This is a genomic window from Symbiobacterium thermophilum IAM 14863, from assembly GCF_000009905.1.
Classification (GTDB): domain Bacteria; phylum Bacillota; class Sulfobacillia; order Symbiobacteriales; family Symbiobacteriaceae; genus Symbiobacterium; species Symbiobacterium thermophilum.
Genome location: NC_006177.1, coordinates 968,252 through 992,105 on the forward strand (window position 1 = coordinate 968,252; position 23,854 = coordinate 992,105).

Consider the following 23,854-nt stretch of genomic DNA (forward strand, 5'->3'; position numbering starts at 1 on the left):
CGCCCGGCGAGTCGGCCTGGCATGTTGCGAACCGAGCATCGGGTGGGGCTGCTGCGCGTCAGGCGGGCCCGACGCCCAGCCCGCCTCACAGGCGTCACGGAGATCGGCCGCCGGGGCTGATGGATCTGATCTGGGCCGGATTGCGTCGCTCCCCGGGGCAGACGGCTGCCGGCCTGCTCGCGGGGCTGCTGGCCGCGCTGGCGCTGGTAGGCGGGCTCAGCCTATTCCAGGGCATGGGGCGCATGCTGGAGCAGGGGCTGGACAGGCTGGGTGCGGACATGGTGCTGGCGCGGCCCGAGCACAGGCCGTTGGTGGAGCAGTGGCTGGCCACGGGCGCCACCGAGCCGATACCGGCGACGATTGACGTGGCCCGGTGGCGGCAGGGGGTCGACGAGGCACAGATCCTCGGGCTGGCCGGGGTGGAGGCGGTGGACCTCTCGGCCGGCGGACCGGGGGTGCCGGCCGGCGAACTCGCATCGATCCTGGTCCTGCGGCTTCAGTTCTGGGAGTCCGCGATGATGGCCCGCGCCGCGCTGGCGGACGTGCTCCCGGAGGCCGACGCCGTGGTGGGGGAGCAGGCGACCCGTCACGTGCTGACGGACCTGCAGCCGCTGGTGCGGCACCTCGGCCGGGCGGCGGCCGTGGCAGCCCTGGGGGCTTCCCTGGTGGCCGGACTTCTGGCGTCCGTCCGGGTAGGGCAGCGGCGGGCCGAGTTGGGCATGCTGCGGGCGATGGGCGCCACCCGGGGGTATCTGGTCGCCCTCACGGTGGGGGAGTCTTGCGCCCTGGCCCTGGCCGGCGCCCTGGCCGGCGGGCTGCTGGTCGTCGGAGCGCTGTGGCTGATCCCCGCGACCGCCGACGTGCTGCGGTTCCTCGGCGTCCTGCCCGCGCTCGGGCTGGTGGGCCTGGCTGCTGCCGCCATCACCGTGCTGTCTGCCCTCGCGTCGCTGCCGACCGCTCTGCAGGCGGCCTGGCTGGACCCGCTGGAGGCGGCCCGCCGCCATCGGTGAATCGCCCCGGCGGGCGGGGGGCGGGATTCTTGCGTCCTGTGGGGCTTGCGACGCTCCGGCGCCGGTCTGTCCTCGGCGTTCCCACGTTCTTGGGGAGATCCGAGCGCCGTGTGGAGGCCAGCGCCGCCGAGCTCGTTGCGAAACGTGTGGAGCCGAGGGTCGTCCCTCGGCTCTCTGGGTGCTCTGGGCTCTGTCTGTGGGTTCACGTCAGGGAGTCCGGGAGTGGGTCCCCGTCTACGGCGGGCGGCGCGACGAAACCGGTGGGATACACGGTGAACTCCCACCTGGCCTGTCTTTCGCGGCCGTCTTCCTCCCAGTTCGGGGTGGCGTGACGAGATATTCGCCGCGCCGGTCGGCGGTGGCGGCGGTCGTGGACAGCGCAGAGAAGCGGTCTATCTCGGACTCATCGGGCAGGCGAAGCGGACTCTCCGAAGATCCGATAGCGCTCGGGAACTGACGGATGTACGGAAGGTGCCCCCACTGCTCGAAAACCAGGTCCACCGCATCCTGAGCCGACTTCGGCAACTTCGCCGGAGCTTGCGCTTCGCTCTGGACGAAGGCGTTCAGTTCGCCGGTTGCGGCATCGATGAGGAAGGTGACGCCCGAGCTGGGGTGGAGGATCTGGACGATCCACGTGCTGCACTCCCGCTCATGCCACTGGCGGTCGGGGCTACGGTGCCCGTAGTCTTCAACCAGAAGCGCGTCGAATGTCCGCCCTTCCAGGGCTGCGGGCGGAATCCGCGCGAGCGCTTCTTCGGCCGACGTCACGGGGTCGGTCTGCACCGGTGGCAGAGCAGCCCGCCCCGCATCCCCGGCGGCGTCAACAGGTTCCATCACTGGCGGGGGACTCGTTCCCTGATGGGAACGTGGCGACGCAGGTTCAGGAACGGTGCAGCCCGCGATGAGCAGCAGTGCGTCACAGACCGCAGCGAACCCGGATCGCATGCATGCGCCTCCTTCACCGACATCTGCACAGGATATAGCGCCAGGCCTGGGGGGTCGCGCCGGTCCGACTTACGGAACCGGACAGGGGCTTGGGCAGCCGGGCGAATCGCCGCGCAGGCCCATAAGCACGTTTGCTCCCTGGCCGCGCGTCGGCTTCAAGGGGCCGTGCGACGAGCGTTCCGTTGCGCGGCCGGCGCTGTCAGAACGACGAGCATTGGCTCCTGGCCGCGGCTTTCCGGTACCACTCCGCCCGCTGCTCGAGAAAGCGAGCGACGTGCCAGCGGTCCTCTCTGGCTCCCGCGAAGTGCAGGCGGTGGCCGAGCGCCCGCGCGATCCCTGCGCAACTCAGATCCTGCGGCCACAGCGAAATTAACTCGATGCCCTTCTCCAGGCAGAGTCCCCGCTTGATGAGATCCCGCCTGCGCCGAGCACGGAACTCCTCGACGCTGGGATAACGTTCGGTCGGGCCGGCGTGCTGATGGCCCTGAAACTCGATGGCCAGTTTCTGGTCCGGCATGTACACGTCGACTTGCAGGCGCCCGCGGGTCTCGACGTTGTCCAGGCCGGTGATCTCTGCATTCTCCAGAACCTCCACGCCAGGGTACATCTCCCGAATCAGGCGCGCGAGGATGTACTGGCCCTGCGAGTACCCGGGTGTGCTCCTGGCTACCTGGAGGCCGCGCTCCAGTTCCTGCAGTTCTTGTGCGCGTTGAATGGCGCGCGGGTTGGCTCCGCGGACGTTGTAGATCACGCGCCGTGCCTTCCGGTGAGGGCCGCCTACGAGCCAGCGCTGCGCAATCAACGCCCTGACGTGCTTGCTCAGGGTATCCTGACTGTATCCCGTGGCCTTCCGCAGCTCCGTGTACTCGAACCGACCGCCCATCCGGCCGATCAGGCCCCACGTCCAGCAGGCACCCCGTGGGAGACGCCTCTCGAAGAGGATATCCGTGGGCAGAACCAGGCGCGGGCCACCCATGGGCCCGGTGATCTCGCAGCGGACGACGCGAAGGCTTATCCGCGCGCAGTTCAGCCATCCTGCCCGGGACAGCACAGACAGATACTTGTGCAGGCTGGGGAGGCTGATACCGGCGCCCTCCCGCAGCTCCTTATACGTAAACTCGCTCCGCAGGTGGCAGAGGGCGGAAACGTAACACCACACTAGCTTGGCGCCTTCCGGTATGGAACGGTCGGCCCAGAGTCGATCCGGGACCGTCACCAGCCGCAGTCGCATGCGCATCACCGATGGAAAGATTCGCCATACCTGGATGGGATTCCTTCCTTAGATCGAGCGAATGTTCGCTCAGATCTTCCCTCTGTTCGCTTGCATCCCTGTACGATCGGTTGCCGCCAGCCGAGCGTGTGCTCGTCGACCGGCGTGCGCCGGTGCTGGGCGACCGGCATACGCCGGGTTTTCACTTGGTCAGCAGTTGCCAAGTGAGACTCCAGCGGATCCGAGTGCGAACCGGGAGCGACTTGGGCCTACGTATGCCCCGGGGGACCTGTGTCTGCTCGCGACTGCGCCTGCAAGCCACCCGGTACGAGTTGCCTCCGCCAGCCGCGCGTGTGCTCGTCGACCGGCGTGCGCCGGTGCTGGGCGACCGGAATCCGCCGGTTTTTCACTTGGTCAACATGCGCCAGGTGAAGATCCAGCGGATACGAGTACGGACCGGGGGTGACTTGAGCCTACGTTCGCCGCGGGGGACCTGTGGTCGTTCTCGATTGCGTGCGTCTGCGTCCCGGTACGAGTTGCATTCGCCAGCCGCGCGTGTGCTCGTCGACCGGCATCCGCCGGTGCCGGGCGATCGGCATACGCCGGGTTTTCACTTGGTCAGCGTACGCCAGGTGAAGATCCAGCGGATACGAGTACGGACCGGGGGTGACTTGAGCCTACGTTCGCCGCGGGGGACCTGTGGTCGTCCTCGATTGCGTGCGTCTGCGTCCCGGTACGAGTTGCACTCGCCAGCCGCGCGTGTGCTCGTCGACCGGCATCCGCCGGTGCCGGGCGATCGGCATACGCCGGGTTTTCACTTGGTCAGCGTACGCCAGGTGAAGATCCAGCGGATACGAGTACGGACCGGGGGTGACTTGAGCCTACGTTCGCCGCGGCGGACCTGTGGTCGTCCTCGATTGCGTGCGTCTGCGTCCCGGTACGAGTTGCACTCGCCAGCCGCGCGTGTGCTCGTCGACCGGCATCCGCCGGTGCCGGGCGATCGGCATACGCCGGGTTTTCACTTGGTCAGCGTACGCCAGGTGAAACTCCAGCGGATCCGAATGCGAACCGGGGACGACTTGGACCGATTTCGTCGGTGCGGACCTGTCGTTGCCCCGGTGTGTGCGCCAGCGAGGCTTCAGGTGCGGGTCTCCGAAGGTCCCCGCCGGGCGGCCGTTGCTGCAGAGTAACTCGCACCCGATGGTCTTGCACGTTCGCACTCTGCCCACGTCAGAAACCGGCCGTCACGGAACCGTTGCCAGGGAGACGGCGCAGGTGTGTGCCGTCGGGGGATGCACGTGATGGCGGTTGCCGCGGTCCCGGGGCACCGGCGCCGTGTTCCATTCGAGTGCGAGGTCTGGCGCGGCAGGGGGTTGCGGTATCGCCGCGGCGTTGCCGTAGCGGCGCCCAAACGTCATGAGGTGTCATACGGTGCCCATGATCAAGCTGAACGTCGCCGCAGCCGTTCAAGTCTCACTTGGCCGTCGGTCCCAACGCGAAAAACACCGGCGCCAAGCCGGTTCGTCCTCCAGCGTGCCTCGGATGTACCTCAGCAGGTGTCGTGCACAGTGCGTGCTGGGGCGTTGGCCAGGTTCCAGGTGAGCGTAGGGGCTGGGGCTGGAAAGCGGTCGGGCCCATCGCCTTCTTCCGTGACCGCCGGAGTTGGACTTGCACCGGCTACGTCAAGTCGAAACGCAGCGCAAGTCGACATGGGAGTGCCCCGGACAGCCGAGTTAAGCAACCCGCGGGCCAGCTTCGACTCGAAACGCTCGCCGAATGTGTTGGTCCCGCACATGCGGACGGGAAACAGAATGGGGGGCCGCCTGGCCAGATCGAACTGCGCACAGGCGAGCCCCGGTGATTCTAAATCCCGTATTTGGCCCATCCCCACGGGAGGATCTTGAAGTAATAGCTGGGGACGAACTTGGAAAATCCGGAGATCTTGGTGGCCGGAAACTTGGACCCGTAGAGCACGCGGGCCACCTCCTTCCCAGGTCATAGGCACGATCCATCATTGGAGTGTATGCTTTCGCGGACACCGCGGTCACAGAACAGGCGGGGGGAGTTCGGCCCGGGTCAGGTGTGGCTCGAGTGGGCCACCGCCGGAGGCGAGGCGTCAACCCGGATTAGGTCCGGTACTCGCTTGGAGCACAGACCAGCCCGCGCCTGGGCCGGTAGTGGCGCACCAGGCCGGCTCGTCATCCGGGTCTCATGTCGGCGGGCGCCGGAGAAACGCATCCCAGGCCGTGGCCATCACGCTCCCCCCAGGTGGTGGGCCAACTCCTCCCATGTGGTGGCCGGCGGCGAGCAGGCGAAGTTGCGGCAGACGTAGGCGACCGGGCCAGTTCCGGCGGCCTTCCCGGCCCAGATGGGCGCGTCGTCCCGCGGCGCTTCGATCCGGGTTAGCACCAGGTTCGGCTCGTACCGGCGGCCCAGCGCTTCCAGCCAGGCCTCGGGCGGGTCGCCGACCAGTGTCACCTCCGTGGGGCCGTCCAGGTAGAGATCAAGTGCCTGCAGCAAGGTGGCCGTGGCGCCGGGGACCCGGGCCATCAGGTCTCGGTGGGCGCGGAAAGCGGTGTCGGCTACCTCCCGGAAGCGATCATCCCGGCGATACGGCTGCAGCCGCAGCAGGTTCACGACCGCCACTGCCGCGCCAGAGGGGACCGACTGGTCCGTGGTGTCCCGCGGGCGGTGGATCAGCGGTTCGGCCCCGGACTGCGTGAGGTGGAACGAGCCCGAGCCGTCGTAGAAGCGGCGAAGCGTCTCCTCGGTCAGTCGCATGGCCTCCTGGAGGAAGCGCTCGTCGAAGGTGCACTCGTACAGGTCGATCAGGCCCGCGGCCATGAAGGCGTGGTCCTCCAGGTAGCCGGGAATGCCGGCATGCCCGTCCTTGTACCGGCGCAGCAGCCCGCCCTCGCCATCAGCCAGGCGGTCCAGCACGAACGTGGCGGCGCGTCGGGCCGCCTCCGCATAGTCCGGCCGCCGGAGGATGCGTCCCGCCCTGGCCAGGGCCGAGATCATCAGCCCGTTCCAGCCGGCGAGGATCTTCTCATCGCGAAACGGCGGAACACGCCGGGAGCGGGCCTCCAGCAGCCTTCGCCGTCCCTCCGCCAGCCGCCGTTCCACTTCCTCCACCGGAAGGCCCAGGCTGCTGGCCAGGTCTGCGGCCGGCTCGGCGATGTGCAGCACCGTCTTGCCGGTCCGCTCGAAGTTGCCCGCCTCAGTCACGCCGTAGTGGCGGCAGATAAGCGCACCCAGATCCGGCCCGAGGACGGCCGTCACCTCCCGGGGATCCCAGACGTAGTACCGTCCTTCCTCACCCTCGGAGTCGGCGTCGGTCGTGCTGAAAAAGCCGCCCTCGGGGTGGGTCATCTCCCGGAGGACGTAGTCCAGGGTCTCCTCGACGATCCGCCGGAACAGGGGCTCGCCGGTGGCTTGCCAGGCCGCCAGGTAGACCGCGGGCAGCAGCGCGTTGTCGTAGAGCATCTTCTCGAAGTGCGGCACGGCCCAGCGGGCGTCCACCGAGTAGCGGTGGAAGCCCCCGCCCAGTTGGTCGTAGATGCCGCCCTCGGCCATCTTGCGCAGCGTGAGCGTGACGAGGTGCAGGAAGAGGTCGTCGCCGGTGGCCTTCCAGTGACGCAGCATGAGATCCAAGGCCATCGTGTTGGGGAACTTGGGTGCGCCGCCGAAGCCCCCGTGCTGCCGGTCGATGCGTTCCGCGAGCGCGCGGGCGGCGTCGGCGACGAGCCGGTGATCCGGCATCGGCCCTGCGGGGGGCAGCAGCTCGTCCGTCTGGGCGATGCCCCGGGCCCAGCTTTCGGCGACCTTCTCGACCTCCTGGCGCTTTTCCCGCCACGCCTGGGCAAGGGCGAGGAGCACCTGCCGGAAGCCCGGACGGCCGTACCGTTCGACAGGCGGGAAGTAGGTGCCCACGTAGAACGGCTTTTGCTCCGGGGTCAGCCACACGGAGAGCGGCCAGCCCCCGGACCGGGTGACCAGCTGGCAGATGGTCTGGTAGATGTCATCCAGATCCGGCCGCTCCTCGCGGTCCACCTTGATACAGACGAAGTGCCGGTTCATGATCTCCGCGGTCTCGGGGTCGGCGAAGGACTCCCGCTCCATCACGTGGCACCAGTGACAGCTGCTGTAGCCGATGCTCAGGAAGATCGGCTTATCCTCCCGCTTGGCGCGCTCCAGCGCTTCCGGACCCCAGGGATACCAGTCGACTGGGTTGTAGGCGTGCTGCTGCAGGTAGGGTGACGCCTCGTGGATGAGCCGGTTGGGCTTGGCGGTCAGGGCGATCGACCTCCTTTTTGCGTCAGGCTCCGGGCGAATGGATCGTGATTACTCAGTAGACGAAGGTGGACAGCCGAGGGGTGTGGGCGAACATCGGCCTGGCCGCCCTTATTTTCTGCGGGGGTAACCGTTCATTAACCGCCCTCCGGTCCTGGCTCCCGCCCCGCTGGGGAAAGGGAGGGTTGCGCCACGGAGCGGATGTGGTTAGCCGGCAGGAAGCCTACCGGTGGGTGAGGCGGCTGATCAAGCGCACCTCCGACGCGGCCGCCGCGCTCGATCGGCTGCCCGACCTGCAACAGCCACAACCTGTTGAGCCTGACGCCTGCCCAAGGCGTCGGGCTGACGCATTCACCCCCCGGGTCCCCCGCGACATACCATAATGCACACGCCCATGCGAGGGAGGGACCTGCGATCGGCCGCATCAAGACCACGAGGGAAGACCTGGAACTGATGGCGCGGCTGATGCGGGCTGAGGCCGAGGGCGAAGGCGACCTCGGCATGCTCATGGTCGGAAACGTCATCACCAATCGCGTCTACGCCAACTGCGGTGAGTTTCAGGGGCTGCGCTCGGTGCGGGACATCATCAACCGAGACCTGGCCACCGAGTGCCGAACCGGGTTTGAGGCGGTGTGCAAGCCCTACTTCTGGCAGGGCGCCCGTGAGCGCGACATCCGCCTGGCGGAGCGCAACGCCAGGGGGGAGCAGCAGCATCCGGCCACGTATGCGCTCTGGTTCTTCCGGCCACCGGGTCAGGCGTGCCCGGCTACCTGGTGGGGCAGGCCGCTGGCCGGCCAGTACAAGAACCACTGCTTCTACCTGGCGGATGCCCAGGCGTGCCCACGGGTCTTTTCGTAGGCGAGGTGGATGGTTCTGAGCGAGATGGTGCCGATGGGCGAGATGATGCCATGGGGCGGGATGGCGCCGATGGGCGGACCCGGCCCGATGAGCAAGCCGATGATGCCTTACGGCCGGCCCGGCTGGCCGGTGATGCCCCAGATGACGCCAGGGATGATGCCGGGGATGATGCCGGGGATGATGCCGGGGATGATGCCGGGGATGATGCCGGGGATGATGCCGGGGATAACGCCGGGGATGGTGCCGGGGATGACGCCGGGGACGACGCCGGGGATGATGCCGCCGATGACGTCGCCGCAGATGATGATGCCGCCGGGCGCGCCGCCGGAACTAGTTTACGGCGGCCAGGTCATGATCCCGCAGGAGCAAAGCTACGTGGAGAACATCCTGCGGATGAACCGGGGCAAGACGGCGACGGTCTACGCCACCTACGACAACAACCCGGAATGGGCCGCCCGGGTCTTCCGGGGACAGGTGGAGAACGCGGCGCGGGATCACGTCGTGCTGAGCGATCCCCAGACCGGCATGCGCTACGTGATCCTCATGGTGAACATCGACTACCTCACCTTCGACGAACCCCTGCGCTACCCGGAGGAGATCTACCGACCGCCGGGGACGTTCTGAGACCCCCGGCCGGATCGGGTGACGCGCGGCCTGGACACAGGCCGATCCGCCGGGTTCGCACAAAAGTTAGCGGGCACCCCTGGGGTGGCTAGGGGTGCCCGCTGATCCGTTATGCTCTGTTGAGCATAACGCTCTTGCCATCAAGATACTACGATCGCGGTTGCCCGTCAAGACCTGTGTGGACTTCACTGCTCGGGACGTGGGCAGGACACCGGTGCGTTCTCCCGCTCACTGGAGCTTGCTGTCAGGCGGCATCGGGCGGTCGCCGGCCATGTCGTAGTTCCCGTCGAGCAGGTGGGTCATGCCGCGCACCAGCGTGTCGTCCTCCAGCACGCTGTAGAGGTGGTACGCCAGGTCCTCCCGCTCGACCAGGATGTCCTCCAGCACCTCCACCGTGCCCCAGTCGCCGAGTTCGTGGGCCCGCTTGATCGTTTTGCGCAGCATCTCCTGGATCTTCAGTTCGTGCTCCAGGTCGTTGCGCAGGAAGTCACGCATGGAGTGGCGGCCCTCAACCTCGTGCTTGATGTACGAGAGCTCGTGCTGGGTCACCGGATGAGCCGTGGGAACGCCGCCCAGGCGGGCCACCCGCTCGCCGATGTCGTCGATGTGCTTGGAGGTCTTCTCGATGTGCTCGTCCAGCAGGTGGTGCAGGCTGTGGAACGCCTCTGCGCCCTCGGTGAGCCAGTGGTGCTTGCGGTACTGGTGGAGCGCCACGTTCAGCGCGCACTGGTGGTCATCCAGCTGCAGCGCCATCTCGAGCCGCACCTCGTAAGGGAGCCCGATGCCGGCGCCCACCTTCTTCACCGTGCGCGGCTGTTGCCGGGTGATCATGGAGTGGTTGGTGCCGTGCCCCGGCATGTTCGGGTTGTAGCCGGACTTGTCCATGTTGAACTGGCCCTGGAAGTTGGCCAGGTTGGTCATGGTGGCGGTGAGCTGTCCCGCCGGCGATTGGGGAAGCTGAAGCTTCTCTGGCATCCTCGGCCCTCCTGTCGGTGTGTTGAACCTTCCTCTAGTTTGGGCGGGGGGCGCTTCCGTATCCCGGTGCGGACAGGCAACGACAATGTTTAAGAAGTATGTTCGAACTGGGGGTACCCGTCGTATGGATGCACAGGTGAAGAAGCAGGTCCTGCGGAAGCTCACGTACGGCCTCTACGTCGCCACCGCCAAGCAGGGCGACCAGGCCGCGGCGGCGACCGTCAACTGGCTGTCCCAGGCCTCGTTCCAGCCGCCCCTGGTGATGATGGCCGTGAAGGCCGACAGCGGCCTGCACGCGCTGCTGAGCCAGGGGGCGACGGTCGCGGTGAACATCCTGGGCGCCGACCAGAAGGGGATGGCGGAGACCTTCTTCCGGCCGACCCAGCTGGAGGGGAACACGCTCAACGGCGTGCCGTTCACCCCCGGCGAGACCGGGGCGCCGCTGCTGCAGGGCGTTCCCGCGGCGTTCGAGGCCAAGGTGGTCCATTCGTATGCGGGCGGCGACCACACCGTCTTCGTGATGGAGGTTGTGGCGGTGCACCTGTACGACCCCGAGGCCAAGGTGCTCGAGATGTGGGACACCGGCTGGTTCTACGGCGGCTGATCCGGCGCGAGCCGGGCGCGGCCGCGGCTCGTCCGGCGGCCACGCTGCTGTGGCGCCCGTAAGGCGGCCGAATACGCCTGGGCAGACGGGCCCAGGAAAAAGCAGGAGTCCGGGCGGCTCAGGTCGCCCGGACTCCTGCGCGCACCAGGACCCGGTTGCTCAGGAGAAGCACCCCCTGCAGGGCCATCAGGATGCCGGTTGCCACCAGCATGGCCTCGATGCGGATGAGATCGGCCAGCGGACCGAAGACCAGCATGCCCAGGGGCATCATCGCGCTGGCGAGCATGTTCATCACGCCGAAGACCCGGCCCAGCATGTTCTCGTCCACGTTCTCCTGCAGGAGCACCGTGGCCGGCGTGTTGAACAGCGGCATCGTGATACCGCTCAGCCCCATGATGGCCAGGTAGACCCGGAAGTCCCGGACCACGCCGAGGGCGAAGGTGCACGCTCCGAACAGCAGCGTCGCCAGGGCCATGGTGTGCACACGGTTTCGCAATCCGCCCCACGCGGCGGTGAGGGCCCCGCCCAGGATCATTCCCACCGAGAACCCCACCTCGATGGCCGTCAGATACCAGATGTCGTCGCCGAAGGTGCGCGCCACCTGGAGGGGCGTCAGGAACGAGACGGGGGCGGACAACACGAAGAACAGCGCGCAGAAGGCGAAGAAGGCCTTGATGTACGCCTGGCCGGCGATGTAGCGGAAGCCTTCGGCCAGGTCGGCGAAGTAGCTTGTGGCCTGCGCCTCCCGAGCCTTCGCATGGACAGGGGTGCGCACCAGGGCCAGCAGGATCGCGATGGCGGCGGCGGCTGTCGCCACGTCGATGAGGAAGATCGCCGCGAGGGGCGCCTGGGAGAACAGGGCGCCGCTCAGCATGGGAGACACCAGGGTCACGATGGCCTGGATGCTGCTGTTGGCGCCGTTGACGCGGGTCAGCTGCTCCTGCGGGACGATGTCGGGAATGAGGGCGCTCACGGCCGGGCCCTGCACCCCGCTGCCCGCCGCCCGGACGGCCGCCATCACGTACAGCAGCCACAGGGAGTCATACCCGGCCATGAAGAGCAGGGCGAGCACCAGCGTCGCCGCGGCGATGGCGGCGTCCGACGCGGCGATGAGCCGCCTGCGGCTGAACCGGTCCGCCCACACCCCGGCGAACGGGGAAAGGAAAAAGGTGGGCAGGAAACCGCAGATGATGTAGACGGTCATCGCGGCGCCGGATTGCGTGGTCAGGGTGATGTACCAGAAGATCGCGTACTGTACCAGCGACGTGCCGAGCAGGGAGAGCGTCTGGCTGCCGAGGAACAACACGACGTTCCGTTTCCAGCCTGTATCCACGGACGTAGACATTCCTCCCACGGAAGGTTGCGGGTCGCAACAGCGGGGCTGCCCCTTCGGGGCAGCCCCGTTCCTGCCTTCAACACGGCTCCCGGATCCCAGTTTACCGCCGGGGCGCAGCCCCTTGCAAGCGGGCCGACGGCGGAGCCCGCGCGGCAGCCTTCCCGTGCCGCTTCCCCGGCCGGACCGGGAGCGGTCGGATCGGGAGCGGCCGGATCGGGAGCAGCTGGATCGGGGGCATCCGGATCGGGGCGTCCGGATCGGGGCGGCCGGATTGGGGCGGCCGGATCGGGAGCTGTCGGATCGGGAGCTGTCGGATCGGGAGCTGTCGGATCGGGAGCTATCGGATCGGGAGCTGTCGGATCGGGAGCGGCCGGATCGGGAGCGGCCGGATCGGGTGCGATCGGTCATAGGCGGCCCGTCCGCGCATACCTCTTCCACATGAGGGAGGGAGGCACGTGCAGAGGGCACAGGTGGCGTGGGTGCTGTTCATGTTCGCGGCGGTCCTGCTGCTCCGGACGGGGCCGGCGGTGGTCGCCGCGTTCGCGCCGCAGGACGGATACGGCTCCGTCTTCTGCAACGCGCGCCCGGTTCCCGGGCAGCCTCCCCTGCTGGCGATCGTCATCGACGACCTGACGACCGGGGCGCCGGGGCTGGAGGAGATGCTGCGGCTGCCGTACCCGCTCACCTTCGCGATCCTGCCTGACCGGCCCGACGCCGGGGCGCTGGCCCGGCGCATCGCCGCCCTCGGACACGAGGTCATCCTGCACTTGCCCATGGACGCGGGAGAGGTGGATCCCCAGTGGTACGTGGGCCGGCCCATCTCCTCCCGACAGTCGGACGAGGAGATCCAGCAGCTGGTCTCGGAGTGGCTGGCCGCCGTGCCGGAGGCCCGGGGCATGAACAACCACATGGGCACGGTGGCCACGCAGGACGAGCGCGTGGTCCGGGCGGTGCTGGAGGTGGCCCGCCGGCATGGGAAGTACATCCTCGACAGCATGACCACCGAGAACACGGTTGTGCCGCGGACGGCGGTGGAGATGGGCGTCCCCTGCATGCAGCGTTCGCTGTTCCTCGACCACGAGAACGGCGAGGAGGTGGTGGCCGCCCAGCTCTACAAGCTGGCCGAGTGGGCGGAGACCCACGGCGCCGCCATCGGGATCGGCCATGTGGGCGTCGGCCGGGAGGGCACCGCTGCCGCGCTGGCGGAGGTGCTGCCCGAACTGGAGGCGCGGGGGATCCGGCTGGTCACCCTTTCGCAACTGCTCTCCTATCAGCAGGAAAATTAGCCAATTTAGGTCGAACCATTCTAGGGCCCGCCAGGATCCTAATCTACGGGAAGCCGCTTCCGGCGCTCCCGCACACCGCACAGAGGAGGTTTGAGATGTGAACGTAGGGCAGATCTTCCAGCGCTACTTCAACGACTGGCAGAAGTTTGCGCTGGTGGGCCTCGGCGCCCTGCTGGTGGAGCTCGCCGCCGGTCTCATCGCCACGGTCCTCGGTCTTTTGATGATGGGTCCCGCACTCGTGTCGATCATGCGCATGGAGTACCTGGGGCTCGACATCGGTCCCGGCCAGATCTTCGGCATGCTGGGGGCCATGGGTGGGTTCGCCGTGATCGCGCTCGTCCTCGGCGTCGTGGCCTCGGGCATGGCCAACGGCGGCATCATGGGCGCCATCGTCGCCTACCGCCGGGGCGAGGATGTGGGGCTGGGTACGTTCTGGTCCTATGCCACCCGCTACTTCGGCAAGATGATCCTCATCGGTCTCATTTTCTTCCTGATCATCCTGGTCAGCGCGATCGTCAACCTCATCCCCGTCCTCGGGCAGGTCGTGTTCCTGCTCTGGGCGCCGACGGCCCTGATCACCCTGGGCCTCTACCCGGCCTACCTGGTCATCCACGACGGGTACGGCGTCGGCAGCGCCGTGGGCCAGGGCTTCCAGATCCTGAAGTCGCAGTTCGGCTCGGCCGTGCTGGGCGGCCTCATCATGCTGCTCTTCTGGGTCGCCTTCGGCCTGATCGGCTTCGTTCCGGTGATCGGCTCCCTGGTGGTCGCGATCTTCGGTCAGCCGCTGGTGATCTACTTCTTCGCCGAGCGGTTCGAGTCCGAGGTACGCCCGCGCCTCGTGGCCTGATGGGCAGCCAGGACGACCGAGACGGCCCTCCCGGTGGACGGGAGGGCCGCCCGCGCTCCTGCACACCACGCGAAGGAGGTTCGTGTTCTGACTGTGGGAGAGGTCTTCCAACGCTACTTCCACGACTGGCAGCGGTTTTCGCTGGTGGGCCTGGGGGCGGTGCTGGCGCAGCGTAGCCGGCGGGATCGTTGCCTGGCTGCTGGGTCTCCTGGCGCTGGGCGGTTCGGCCGGTGCGTCGGCCCTGAGCATGTACGCCGTGGGGGGCGGTGACGGGCTCGGCCTGGTTGTCACGGTGATCGCGGCCATGGGCGGGGCGGCGGTGGTGATGCTGGTTGCCTGGCTCGTGGTCGGGGGGCTGGTCCGCGCCGGACTGGTCGGCGCCATCGTGGCCTACCGGCGCGGCGAGGATGTGGGGTTCGCCACGTTCTGGTCTTACGCCACCCGCTATGCCGGCAAGATGGTTCTGCTCGGCCTCATCTACGGCGTCATTCTGCTGGTCAGTGCGGTTGTCGTCATCTTCCCCTTGATCGGTCAGATCGTGTACCTGCTGTGGTTGCCGACGGCGTTTGTGACCCTGGGCATCTACCCGGCGTACCTGATCATCCACGACGGGTATGGCGTCGTCAGTGCCGTGAAGCAGGGCCTGCGGATTCTGGAGCGCCAGACCGGCCAGACCGTGCTGGGCGGCCTCATCATGGCGCTCTTCTACCTCGCCGGCTCGCTGCTCTGCGCCGTGCCGATCGTGAACATCGTCGGCGCCCTCTTCGTCGCCATCCTGGGCCAGCCGCTCGTGTACTACTTCTTCGTGGAGCGGTTTGAGTCCGAGGTGCGGCCCCAGGTGATCTGGTAGCCGATTGACTCGACAACGAAGCGGCCCTCCCCGTTGACGGGAGGGCCGCCTTGGTGTCTGCGGGCGCGCCGCGCCGGCGCTTGAGTCCGCCATCCGCCTACGTCCGCTCGGCCACTGCCGGCTCGACGGACGGCACCTTCCGCTTCCAGCGGCCGGTGGAGTAGTACGCCAGGTGCAGCAGGAAGGAGGCGATCGCGGAGATCAGGATGCCCGTCCAGATGCCGGCCGGTCCCATCCCGAAGGAGCGGGCCAGCAGGTAGGCGGCGGGCACCCGCACCACCCACAGGCCGATGATCGTGAGCACCAGCGTGGCCATGGTGTCGCCGGCGCCGCGCATCACGCCGCCCAGCACGAACACCAGCGCGAAGAAGATGTAGCTCCAGCCGTTGATCCGCAGGTAGAGGCTGCCGGCGGCCAGCACGTCGGGCTCCCGGTTGAACAGGGCGATCAGGATCGTCGGCTTCAGGACCGCCACCAGCGTCACCAGGCCGGTGATGGCCACGCCCAGGCCGGCGCACCAGCGGACCGCGGCCGAGACCCGGTCCAGCTTCCCCGCGCCCAGGTTCTGCGCCACCACCGAGGTAACCGCCAGACCCATCGACATCGACGGGAGGAAGGCCGCCTGGTCCAGCCGCTGGGCCGCGCCGAAGGCAGCCACGACGTCCGGCCCGTAGCTGTTGATCAGGGCCGTCACCGTCACCATGCCGAAGGAGACCACCGCCTGCTGCAGCCCGGCAGGCAGGCCGATCCGGAAGATGCGCCCGGCCAGCCCCCAGTCCACCCGCCAATAGTCCCGGCTGAGCCGGATCAGGTCCGTCTTCTTCAGGATCCAGCGGGCCAGCCAGATGGCGCTGATGCCCTGGGCCACCACCGTCGCGATGGCCACGCCCGGGACACCCATCGGGGGAACAGGACCCAGCCCCAGGATGAAGATGCCGTCCAGGATGATGTTGAGGACCGTCGCGATCGCCAGGGCGATCAGTGGCGTGTTGGCGTCGCCCAGGCCCCGGAGGATGGCCCCGAGGGTGTTGTACAGGAAGAGGAACAGGATGCCTCCCATGAAGATGGCCAGGTAGGCGGCGGCATCGTGGATGATCTCCTCCGGCGTGTCGATCATCCGGAGGAGCGGGTAGCGGAGGAGGACGCCCAGCACCCCCACCACCGCGCCGAGGCCCGCCAGCAGGATCAGCGAGGTGCCGATGGTCCGCTGCACCAGCTCTTCCTTCCCGGCGCCCCGGTACTGGCCCACCAGCGTGGTCGTCGCCATCGTCAGGCCGACGACGAGGGAGATGAGGGCGAAGATCAGGGGCTGGGAGACCGACACGGCCCCGAGGGCGTTCTTGCCGATCACCTGGCCCACCCAGATGGAGTCGACCACGTTGTAGAGCATCTGGAGGAGGTTGCCGGCAAACAGCGGCAGCGAAAACATGATGATGTGGCGGGGAATGGAGCCCTGCGTGAAGTCACGCTGTGAACCGCGACGCATGGTGCGCCTCCTTTGCCAAAGTCTGCCGGTGCGGGCGTCGTGCAGGACCTTCCCCCGCAGCCACCCATAGAGTGGAGGAGACAGAAGTCCAGCCACCGGGGAGGGCCGCAGACGCCAGTGCGTAGGTGCTTAGCGATACTCGTGGTTGTGCTTCTGCTCGCCGGCTGCTCGGCCGCCAGGGAGGGGTCGGAGCAGTCGGGCGCGCCGCCGGGCGAGGTCCGCATCGGTTACATGCCCAACCTCACCCATGCCCAGGCGGTGCTCGGCGTGGCCGAAGGGACGTTTGCGCGCCATCTCGGCGTCCCGGTGCGGCCGCGCCTTTTCACGTCGGGTTCGGCGGCGCTTCAGGCGCTCTTCGCCGGGGAGGTGGACCTGCTCTACATCGGTCCGGCCCCGGCGCTTCAGGGGTACCTGCGTTCGGACGGGGACGCCCTGCGGGTGATCGCCGGCGCGGCGTCGGGCGGTTCGGTCCTCGTCCTCCGGCCGGACGTCGACCGGGACGATCTGCGCGGCACCCGCCTGGCGACGCCGGGGATCGGCAACAGCCAGGACGCGGCCCTGCGGTACCTGCTCATGCAGGAGGGCTGGCGCACCCGGGAGCGGGGCGGCGACGTGACCGTCTCGCCCATGGCTCCCGCGGAGATCCTGACCCTGTTCAGCCGGGGCGAGCTGGACGGCGCGTGGGTCGCAGAGCCATGGGGAAGCCGGCTGATCGCGGAAGCGGGCGGCGTCCTCGCCATCGATGAGCGGGAGCTCTGGCCGGACGGCACGGTTCCCACCACGCTGGTGGCGGTTCGCCCTGGGTTCCTCAGCGAGCAACCGGAGGCCGTGCGGCGCTTCCTGGAGGCGCACGTCTCCCTCACCCGGGAGATCCAGGCCGACCCGGACGGCAGCCGCGAACGGGTCAGGCAGGCCCTGGCGGAGCTGCAGGGGCGCCCGCTGAGCGATCTGGTGATGGCGGATGCCTGGGCGCGCGTCGACTTCACCTTCGACCCCATGGCGGACGCCGTGGCCGAGCTGGCCGACCGCGCCTTCCGGGCGGGGCTCCTCGGCGCCAGCCGGCCGGACCTCACCTCCCTGTACGACCTGACCCTGCTTCAGGAGGTGGCTCCATGAGACAGCCGGCAGTCCAGCCGGCACCGCCTGAGCTGGTCCTGCGCTCGGTGACCAAGCACTTCCCGACCCGACGCGGGCGGATCAAGGTCCTGGACCGGGTGAGCCTGAGCGTCCGGAAAGGCGAGTTTCTCTGCCTGCTCGGACCCTCGGGGTGCGGGAAGTCGACCCTGTTCAACATCATCGCGGGGCTGGAGGAGCCGGATTCGGGCGAGGTGCTGGTGGAAGGCGAGCCCGTCGCCGGACCGGGGCCCGACCGGGTGCTGGTCTTCCAAGACGGCGCCCTGTTCCCCTGGCTGACGGCCCTGGGCAACGTCGAGTTCGGCCTGAGCCTGCAGAACATACCCAGGGCCGAGCGGCACGAGCGGGCAATGGCGGCGCTGGAGATGGTGCGACTTGCCCGCTTCCGAGACGCGTACATCCACGAGCTTTCCGGCGGCATGCGCCAGCGTGTGGCCATCGCCCGCGCTCTGGCCCTGGAACCGAAGGTCCTGCTGATGGATGAGCCCTTCGCCGCACTGGACGCCCAGACCCGCAACCTCATGCACGAGGAGCTGCAGCGCATCTGGGCGCGGACGGGGCAGACCATCATCTTTGTGACGCACAATGTTTCCGAGGCGATCCGTCTGGGCGACCGCATTGCCGTGCTTTCCTTCCGGCCAGGCCGCGTCCGGCGCGAGGTGACGATCCAGCACCCGCGCCCCCGCAAAGCCGACGACCCGCACCTCCTGGAGATCCGCACCTTCCTCGTGCGCGACCTGCGCAGCGACGTGGAGGCGGCGCTGGAGGAGGAGCTGCGGGATGGCTAGGTGGAAGGCCGGTCTGATCTCCGCCGGGCTGCTGCTCGTCGCATGGCAGGCCCTGTGCTGGACCGGCCTCTGGCCCCGGTACGTGTTCCCCTGGCCCGAAGACGTCGCCCTGACCCTGTGGCGGCTGCTCACCAGCCTGGAGCTGGCGGTGGCCCTCACACACACGCTGAAGCGCATCGGGCTCGGCTTCGCCCTGTCCGCCGTCGGTGGCCTGCTGCTCGGCCTCGCCATGGCCCGTTCCCGGACGCTCAGCGACCTGCTGGGGCCCGTGGTGCAGGGGCTGCAGTCGATGCCCTCGATCTGCTGGTACCCGCTGGCCGTGCTCTGGTTCGGTTGGAACGAGGGCGCCCTGCTCTTCGTCACCACCGCGGGCGCCTTGTTCGCCGTCGCCGCCGCGACCGAGTCGGGTGTGCGCAACATCCCGCCGTCCTACGTGCGGGCCGCGACGACCATGGGGGCGCGGGGCTGGCGGCTGTACACGCGGGTGGTCCTGCCTGCCGCCCTGCCCTCGCTGCTCACGGGGCTCAGGCTGGGCTGGTCCTTTGCCTGGCGATCGCTCATGGCGGGTGAGCTGCTCTTCCTCAACCTGGGGTTTGGCCACCTGCTGGCGATGGGGCGCGACCTGGGCGACGCGAGCCAGGTGATGGCGGTGATCGTGGTGATCCTGGCGGTGGGCATGGTGGTGGACCGAGCCTGCTTCAGCCGGGCCGAGGCCGCGGTGCGGGTGCGCTTCGGCTACGACAAGGCGGCGTGAGCATGTGTCGCCGCTGTGGCTCGAAGGCCAAGGCGTGCGGCAAAGGCCGGCTGCCGCCCGGTTCTTGGGCGGCAGCCGGCTCTTCAGCTCTTCTCCCGGCTGTGCTGCCGGAACCAGTCTGCCAGTTGCTGCAGGTCGATCTCCCGCACGGCCAGCGCCCAGGCCGTCCGCTCCATCTCCTGCTCCGATGCGGTGATCTCCCGGCCGTTGAGCATCAGGAAGAGGCATCCGGCCGCGATGGCCACGCGCTTGTTGCCGTCCACGAAGGGATGGTTCCGGGAGATGCCCTCCGCCAAGGCGGCGGCCTTCTCCTCGAGGGTCGGGTAGAGCGCCTGGCCGTCGTAGGTCCGGAACGGGCGGGCGGCGGCCGATTGCACGCCGCCCAGGTCGCGCACCCCGTGAGGTCCCCCGGTTTCGGCGATGATCCGGCGGTGCAGGCCGACCAGGTGATCGGCCGTCAGGCAGATCAGCATGTAGCCAGCCGCTCCAGCACCCGCCGGTAGCGCTCGAAGAACGCGTCCATAGCGGCTTCCACCTCCTTGTCCGTGGCCGGCCGCGCCTCGCGCTCCTCCGGTCCCTCAACCGGGGCCGGCTCGGCGCGCGGTTCCGTTCCCCGTCCCACGGCGATCCCCCCTTCGCCTATGCAGCGCTGTCTCAATGCTATCACCGGCGCATCCCGCCCTTCAAGCGGGCGGGTCAGTCCCGTCCCCCGGCGAACAGGTCGGCGACGCTGCCCTGTGTGAGCGGCCACGGGTCCACCGGCGTGTTGCCCACGGTGGCTGTCCAGTGCAGATGGGGGCCGGTGGAGAAGCCGGTGGAGCCCACGGTGCCGATGGGGTCTCCGGGCTCCACCCAGTCGCCCGGCTGCACCAGCAGCTCCTCGCAGTGGTAGTACGCCGTGAAGAGGTTGAGTCCGTGGTCGATGACGATGGTCCGGCCCGACACGATGAACTCTTCGGCCAGGATCACCCTTCCCCGGGCCGGCGCGTAGATGGGGGTGCCCAGGGGCGCGCCGAAGTCCATCCCGCTGTGCCGGCCCGTCTCGACCCCGTTGACGATGCGGATCTCGCCGAAGTAGGTGGTCACCCACAGCTCGCCGTCCAGCGGCGGCCGGAACGCGCCCTGCCAGAGCGGTTCCGGGAAGCTGGTGGAGCGCAGCCGATACAGCTTCTCCCACTGCTCGGCCTGGCGGGGATCGTAGTAGATCTGCTCCTGCTCCGCGGTCACTTCCAGCCGGTCGACGGTGAAGTCCTTCCTCACCACCTCCAGGGTGCCTTCCCACTCGCCGCCTTCCCAGGTGAGGCGAACGGGGTAGGTGCCCACCGGCGCCGCGGCCGGGATGCCGATGAAGGCGGTGGGATGCCGGTCGAGCAGGAACAGCTTCGGCTGCTCGGAGAGCCCCTCCACGTGCAGCGCCGGCTCGCCGGGCAGCGGCTGGTCGACCTTCAGGACCGCGAAGTCCCCTTGCAGCACCTGCGCGGGCCGAAGCGTGATGACCGGGGCAGAAGCTGGGAGTTGCACCATCTCCGCAGGGACGGGGCGGGGCTCCGTCGAAATCTCCCCCCTGTCCGGGGCGGCGCAGCCCGCCACGACAAGCGCGGCCAGGGCGAGCAGCGCGGCGCGACGGTTCCCGATCATAAGGCCCTCCCTTCGAAGCGGGCGATCAGGTCTCGCAGTTCCGGGGGAATGGGGACCGGGCGCTGCTCCTTGTAGTCGTAGTGCACGCCGACTACCCGGCTGGTGGCCACCAGACGGCCGGTGGTCTTCTCCACGATCTGCCCGTCGATGACCATGCTGGAGTTGCGGATCTCGCTGACCCGCTGGCCGATGAGCAGCCGCTCCCGGAGGTAGGCGGGCGACTTGTACGTGATGGTCAACTCGGCGACGATGAAGGGGAACCGGTCAGTCTTCCCGTCCAGGAGCTGATAGAAATACTCCACGCGCGCGGCCTCGAAATAGGACGCGTAGACGGCGTTGTTGACGTGGCCCATCATGTCGATGTCCCGGAAGATCACCACTTGCTCCATGACGAAAGGGAAACCCTCCAACGGTTGACCCTCCCCACAGCATTCTGTCCTGTCAGTTCCATCCGCCCGTTGACAGATCCTGCTCAGAACCAGTACAACGAAAAGGTCAAGGACCGACGCGACAGGGGGGCGTTCCCGTGACCTGGATCCTGTTGGCTGCAGGCTTGCTGCTCGTCGTCCTCGGCGTCTGGGGCGGTCCGGCCACGCGCCGGCGCCCGGAGAAGGCCGAACGCATTCCCCGGGAGGCCACCGTGCAGGAGGCATGGGATATTTTGACCAGCCCGGTGGAGTACGATGAAGAACTGATCAAGATCCCCGATCACCAGCCCTGGTTCCTGCCGGGGGGCGACAGGCGGTTCCAGCGGGGCCTGGCGGTGGGCCTCGGCGCCGGCCTGATGCTCGCCGTGCTGCTCGCGCCCCTCATCGCCCGCCCGAAGGCGCCGGCGTCCCCGGAACCCGGAGACAACACCGGGGTGGTGCAGGGACCGGGCCAGCAGGACCCCGGCGGGTGGGCGCCGGATCCGTCGTTCCCGCCCAACCCGCCGCCGGCCGCCGATCCCGAACCCGATCCCGAGCCCGAACCCGATCCCGGGAACGCCGGGGAGCCTGAGCCTGCCCCGTCGCAGACCGTGACCGTTACGGTGGCGATGGGCTCCAGCTCGCAGGACATCGCCGCGCTGCTGAAGGAGGCCGGGCTGGTCAAGTCGGAGGAGGACTTCCTGTCCGTCGTCGCCGAGCTGGGCGTGGAGACCCGGCTGAAGGCCGGCACCTTCGATATCCCGACGGACGCATCGCCCATCGAGATCGTCAACCTGCTGACGCAGTGATGATCGTGGCGGCCCGCCGCCGTCACGGTGAAGAGCCTGCGCTCCCCTGCCGGGGGAGGGCAGGCTCTCGGTGTGCCCGGCATGGGCGCTGACTTGGCGGTGAAAGTCCGCTACGGGCGAGGCAGCACCAGCCCGTTAGCCAAAGGCAAGGGTGTCCGTCGTGAGGCGGAATCTGAAGGAAGCCCGAGGCAAAGCCACGACCCGAGGAACACGAACCCCATAGGAGGCTGTGCCGCTCGGGTGAGCTGGCCGAACACAGCAAAACCCGAAGCTGCCAAAGGGCGGTGCGGTAGATGGGGCGGGTGCGGGGTGAAGGTCAGCGTTCTTACCCGGGGAGATCTGCCGGGAACGCCAGCAACGCTGGTAACCTGCGTCGGGAGACGCAGCTGAACCGGCAGAAGTCAGCAAAGGCCATAGTACCGGCAGGGGGACGCCCCAACCGGGAAGGGCCGAACGTCAGGAAAGGGGTGAACCCGTTGCGTTCGAGCAGCCCGCGACAAACGCAGAAGACCCCGAACGGGACCTGCTCGCCGGAGGTAGCGGTGAAGCCGCAAGGGACGGCGAGAGGGCGGAGTGGGCAGCCGGCACAAGACGGAACGTCACCCCGCGGGGAGCACAGCAACCTGATGGAGCAGGTGGTGGCCAGGGAGAACATGCTGGCCGCCCTGAAACGGGTGGAGCGGAACGGAGGCGCTCCCGGCGTGGACGGTGTCCCCACCGAACGGCTGCGGGACCAGATTCGCGTGGAGTGGAGCCGCATCCGTGAGGAACTGCTCCAGGGGACCTACAGACCGCAGCCAGTCCGCCGGGTCGAAATCCCGAAACCGGGCGGCGGCAAGCGGATGCTGGGGATTCCCACCGTGATGGACCGCCTGATCCAACAGGCACTCCTGCAAGTACTGACGCCGATCTTTGACCCGACATTCTCCGAATCCAGCTACGGCTTTCGGCCGGGGCGGCGGGGTCATGATGCGGTCAGGAAGGCACGTCAGTACGTGGAGGAAGGGTACGACTGGGTCGTGGACATGGACCTGGAGAAGTTCTTCGACCGGGTCAACCACGATGTGCTGATGGCCCGCGTGGCGCGGCGGGTAACGGATAAGCGTGTGCTGCGGTTGATCCGGCGGTACTTACAGGCCGGGGTCATGCTGAACGGGGTAGTCGTGGCGACGGAGGAAGGGACGCCGCAGGGCGGCCCGCTGAGTCCGCTGCTGGCGAACATCCTGCTGGATGACCTCGACAAGGAGCTGGAGCGCCGTGGCCACCACTTTGTCCGGTACGCCGATGACTGCAACATCTACGTCCGCAGCAAGCGGGCGGGAGAACGGGTCTACAGGAGCGTGCGCCACTTCCTGCAGGAGCGGTTACGGCTGAAGGTCAACGAGGAGAAGAGCGCAGTGGACCGGCCGTGGAAGCGGCAGTTCCTCGGGTTTAGCTTCTACAAGCACCGGGGAGTGCGCATCCGGCTGGCCCCGAAGAGCCTGAAACGCGTGAAGGACAAGCTCCGCACGCTGACGGACCGCAACCGCAGCCAGAGCATGGAGGACCGAATCCGGTGCCTGAATGCCTACTTGCGGGGCTGGGTTGGGTACTATGCGCTCTCCGATGCCAGGTCAGCCTTTGAAAGACTCGAAGGATGGCTGAAGCGTCGGCTGCGAGCATGCGTATGGAGGCAGTGGAAGCGTGTACGCACGCGCTTTCGGGAGTTACGCGCCCTCGGTTTGCCCGAATGGGTAGTCTACCAACTCGCCAACAGCCGCAAAGGCCCGTGGCGGATGGCAGGTGGCCCACTAAACAGCGCCCTGGGCGACGCCTACTGGCGTGCCCAGGGGCTGATAAGCCTGACCGAATGCTATGAAGCGAATCGTCAATCCTGGCGAACCGCCGGATGCGGACCCGCATGTCCGGTGGTGTGAGAGGACGGGGGCTAGCCGCCCCCTCCTACTCGATTGTTTTCCTCCCCTCCGCCCGCCGCACAGCGGCCGCGCCTGTGGTTCCCG

22 protein-coding genes are annotated in these 23,854 nt (G+C 68.2%); 12 read left to right on the forward strand and 10 right to left on the reverse strand.

All coding sequences use genetic code 11. The annotated features are described in order from the left end of the window. Positions 1 to 119 precede the first annotated feature (119 nt). Entirely contained in the window at positions 120 to 1,010 is an 891-nt protein-coding gene (locus STH_RS04430; protein WP_043713369.1) for an FtsX-like permease family protein, read from the forward strand. A gap of 234 nt (positions 1,011 to 1,244) precedes the next feature. On the opposite strand, the gene STH_RS04435 is transcribed toward STH_RS04430, so the two are convergent. From STH_RS04435 to STH_RS04445, 3 genes are all read right to left on the reverse strand, one after another. Further along, on the reverse strand, positions 1,245 to 1,844 hold the full coding sequence (locus STH_RS04435) for a hypothetical protein (RefSeq protein WP_148205480.1): 600 nt from the start codon (positions 1,842 to 1,844) through the stop codon (positions 1,245 to 1,247). A gap of 310 nt (positions 1,845 to 2,154) precedes the next feature. Beyond that, positions 2,155 to 2,706, reverse strand: a complete 552-nt coding sequence (locus STH_RS19210) for a hypothetical protein (protein WP_148205481.1) — start codon at positions 2,704 to 2,706, stop codon at positions 2,155 to 2,157. 2,712 nt (positions 2,707 to 5,418) lie between these two features. Continuing rightward, positions 5,419 to 7,500, reverse strand: a complete 2,082-nt coding sequence (locus STH_RS04445) for a thioredoxin domain-containing protein (RefSeq protein ID WP_338054964.1) — start codon at positions 7,498 to 7,500, stop codon at positions 5,419 to 5,421. Between the two features lie 411 nt (positions 7,501 to 7,911). Here STH_RS04445 and STH_RS04450 point away from each other — a divergent pair, with 411 nt between their 5' ends. Together STH_RS04450 and gerQ are read left to right on the forward strand one after the other, a co-directional pair. Beyond that, positions 7,912 to 8,316, forward strand: a complete 405-nt coding sequence (locus tag STH_RS04450; protein ID WP_011194996.1) for a cell wall hydrolase — start codon at positions 7,912 to 7,914, stop codon at positions 8,314 to 8,316. Positions 8,317 to 8,325: 9 nt separating this feature from the next. Continuing rightward, the gene (gene gerQ / locus STH_RS04455) at positions 8,326 to 8,940 is read left to right on the forward strand and encodes a spore coat protein GerQ (protein WP_242654573.1); all 615 of its coding nucleotides are present in this window, start codon (positions 8,326 to 8,328) and stop codon (positions 8,938 to 8,940) included. 228 nt (positions 8,941 to 9,168) lie between these two features. Here gerQ and STH_RS04460 read toward each other — a convergent pair whose 3' ends face one another. Beyond that, on the reverse strand, positions 9,169 to 9,915 hold the full coding sequence (locus tag STH_RS04460; RefSeq protein ID WP_197525206.1) for a Dps family protein: 747 nt from the start codon (positions 9,913 to 9,915) through the stop codon (positions 9,169 to 9,171). A 124-nt stretch (positions 9,916 to 10,039) separates the two neighbouring features. Between STH_RS04460 and STH_RS04465 the strand changes: the two genes are divergently transcribed. Beyond that, positions 10,040 to 10,519 carry a flavin reductase family protein gene (locus STH_RS04465; RefSeq protein WP_011194999.1) on the forward strand — a complete coding sequence of 160 codons (480 nt, stop codon included), beginning with the start codon at positions 10,040 to 10,042 and terminating at the stop codon, positions 10,517 to 10,519. A 118-nt stretch (positions 10,520 to 10,637) separates the two neighbouring features. Here the strand turns inward: STH_RS04465 and STH_RS04470 are convergent, their stop codons facing one another. Continuing rightward, positions 10,638 to 11,852, reverse strand: a complete 1,215-nt coding sequence (locus STH_RS04470) for an MFS transporter (RefSeq protein ID WP_011195000.1) — start codon at positions 11,850 to 11,852, stop codon at positions 10,638 to 10,640. Positions 11,853 to 12,310: 458 nt separating this feature from the next. Here STH_RS04470 and STH_RS04475 point away from each other — a divergent pair, with 458 nt between their 5' ends. From STH_RS04475 to STH_RS18675, 3 genes are all read left to right on the forward strand, one after another. Then, on the forward strand, positions 12,311 to 13,141 hold the full coding sequence (locus STH_RS04475; RefSeq protein ID WP_050742110.1) for a divergent polysaccharide deacetylase family protein: 831 nt from the start codon (positions 12,311 to 12,313) through the stop codon (positions 13,139 to 13,141). A gap of 97 nt (positions 13,142 to 13,238) precedes the next feature. Further along, a complete protein-coding gene (locus STH_RS04480) occupies positions 13,239 to 13,988 on the forward strand; it encodes a hypothetical protein (protein ID WP_011195002.1) in 750 nt (249 codons plus the stop codon). 247 nt (positions 13,989 to 14,235) lie between these two features. Beyond that, positions 14,236 to 14,838, forward strand: coding sequence for a hypothetical protein (locus STH_RS18675; RefSeq protein ID WP_043713384.1), 603 nt, complete (start codon positions 14,236 to 14,238; stop codon positions 14,836 to 14,838). Between the two features lie 97 nt (positions 14,839 to 14,935). On the opposite strand, the gene STH_RS04490 is transcribed toward STH_RS18675, so the two are convergent. Beyond that, on the reverse strand, positions 14,936 to 16,324 hold the full coding sequence (locus STH_RS04490; protein ID WP_011195004.1) for an MATE family efflux transporter: 1,389 nt from the start codon (positions 16,322 to 16,324) through the stop codon (positions 14,936 to 14,938). Positions 16,325 to 16,465: 141 nt separating this feature from the next. On the opposite strand from STH_RS04490, the gene STH_RS04495 reads away from it, so the two are divergent. The 3 genes from STH_RS04495 to STH_RS04505 are packed head-to-tail and all read left to right on the forward strand — an operon-like array spanning position 16,466 to position 19,000. Next, a complete protein-coding gene (locus STH_RS04495; RefSeq protein WP_050742111.1) occupies positions 16,466 to 17,440 on the forward strand; it encodes an ABC transporter substrate-binding protein in 975 nt (324 codons plus the stop codon). After that, positions 17,437 to 18,246, forward strand: coding sequence for an ABC transporter ATP-binding protein (locus STH_RS04500; protein ID WP_011195006.1), 810 nt, complete (start codon positions 17,437 to 17,439; stop codon positions 18,244 to 18,246). The genes STH_RS04495 and STH_RS04500 overlap by 4 nt, the downstream gene beginning before the upstream one ends. Then, on the forward strand, positions 18,239 to 19,000 hold the full coding sequence (locus tag STH_RS04505) for an ABC transporter permease (protein ID WP_011195007.1): 762 nt from the start codon (positions 18,239 to 18,241) through the stop codon (positions 18,998 to 19,000). The genes STH_RS04500 and STH_RS04505 overlap by 8 nt, the downstream gene beginning before the upstream one ends. 83 nt (positions 19,001 to 19,083) lie before the next feature. Here the strand turns inward: STH_RS04505 and STH_RS04510 are convergent, their stop codons facing one another. The 4 genes from STH_RS04510 to STH_RS18685 form a co-directional block, all read right to left on the reverse strand. Beyond that, on the reverse strand, positions 19,084 to 19,473 hold the full coding sequence (locus STH_RS04510; protein ID WP_011195008.1) for a type II toxin-antitoxin system death-on-curing family toxin: 390 nt from the start codon (positions 19,471 to 19,473) through the stop codon (positions 19,084 to 19,086). After that, a complete protein-coding gene (locus STH_RS18680) occupies positions 19,467 to 19,622 on the reverse strand; it encodes a hypothetical protein (protein WP_158506838.1) in 156 nt (51 codons plus the stop codon). The genes STH_RS04510 and STH_RS18680 overlap by 7 nt, the downstream gene beginning before the upstream one ends. A gap of 74 nt (positions 19,623 to 19,696) precedes the next feature. Beyond that, positions 19,697 to 20,638 carry a M23 family metallopeptidase gene (locus STH_RS16920; protein ID WP_050742112.1) on the reverse strand — a complete coding sequence of 314 codons (942 nt, stop codon included), beginning with the start codon at positions 20,636 to 20,638 and terminating at the stop codon, positions 19,697 to 19,699. Continuing rightward, complete coding sequence (locus tag STH_RS18685; RefSeq protein ID WP_043713386.1) at positions 20,635 to 21,048, reverse strand: acyl-CoA thioesterase; 414 nt, start codon at positions 21,046 to 21,048, stop codon at positions 20,635 to 20,637. Before STH_RS18685 ends, STH_RS16920 begins: the two co-directional genes overlap by 4 nt. 116 nt (positions 21,049 to 21,164) lie before the next feature. Between STH_RS18685 and STH_RS18300 the strand changes: the two genes are divergently transcribed. Together STH_RS18300 and ltrA are read left to right on the forward strand one after the other, a co-directional pair. After that, positions 21,165 to 21,854, forward strand: coding sequence for an endolytic transglycosylase MltG (locus STH_RS18300; protein ID WP_011195011.1), 690 nt, complete (start codon positions 21,165 to 21,167; stop codon positions 21,852 to 21,854). 626 nt (positions 21,855 to 22,480) lie between these two features. Next, positions 22,481 to 23,770: a group II intron reverse transcriptase/maturase gene (ltrA, locus tag STH_RS04530; protein ID WP_011195012.1), complete on the forward strand. Its 1,290-nt coding sequence runs from the start codon at positions 22,481 to 22,483 to the stop codon at positions 23,768 to 23,770. Positions 23,771 to 23,854 lie beyond the last annotated feature (84 nt).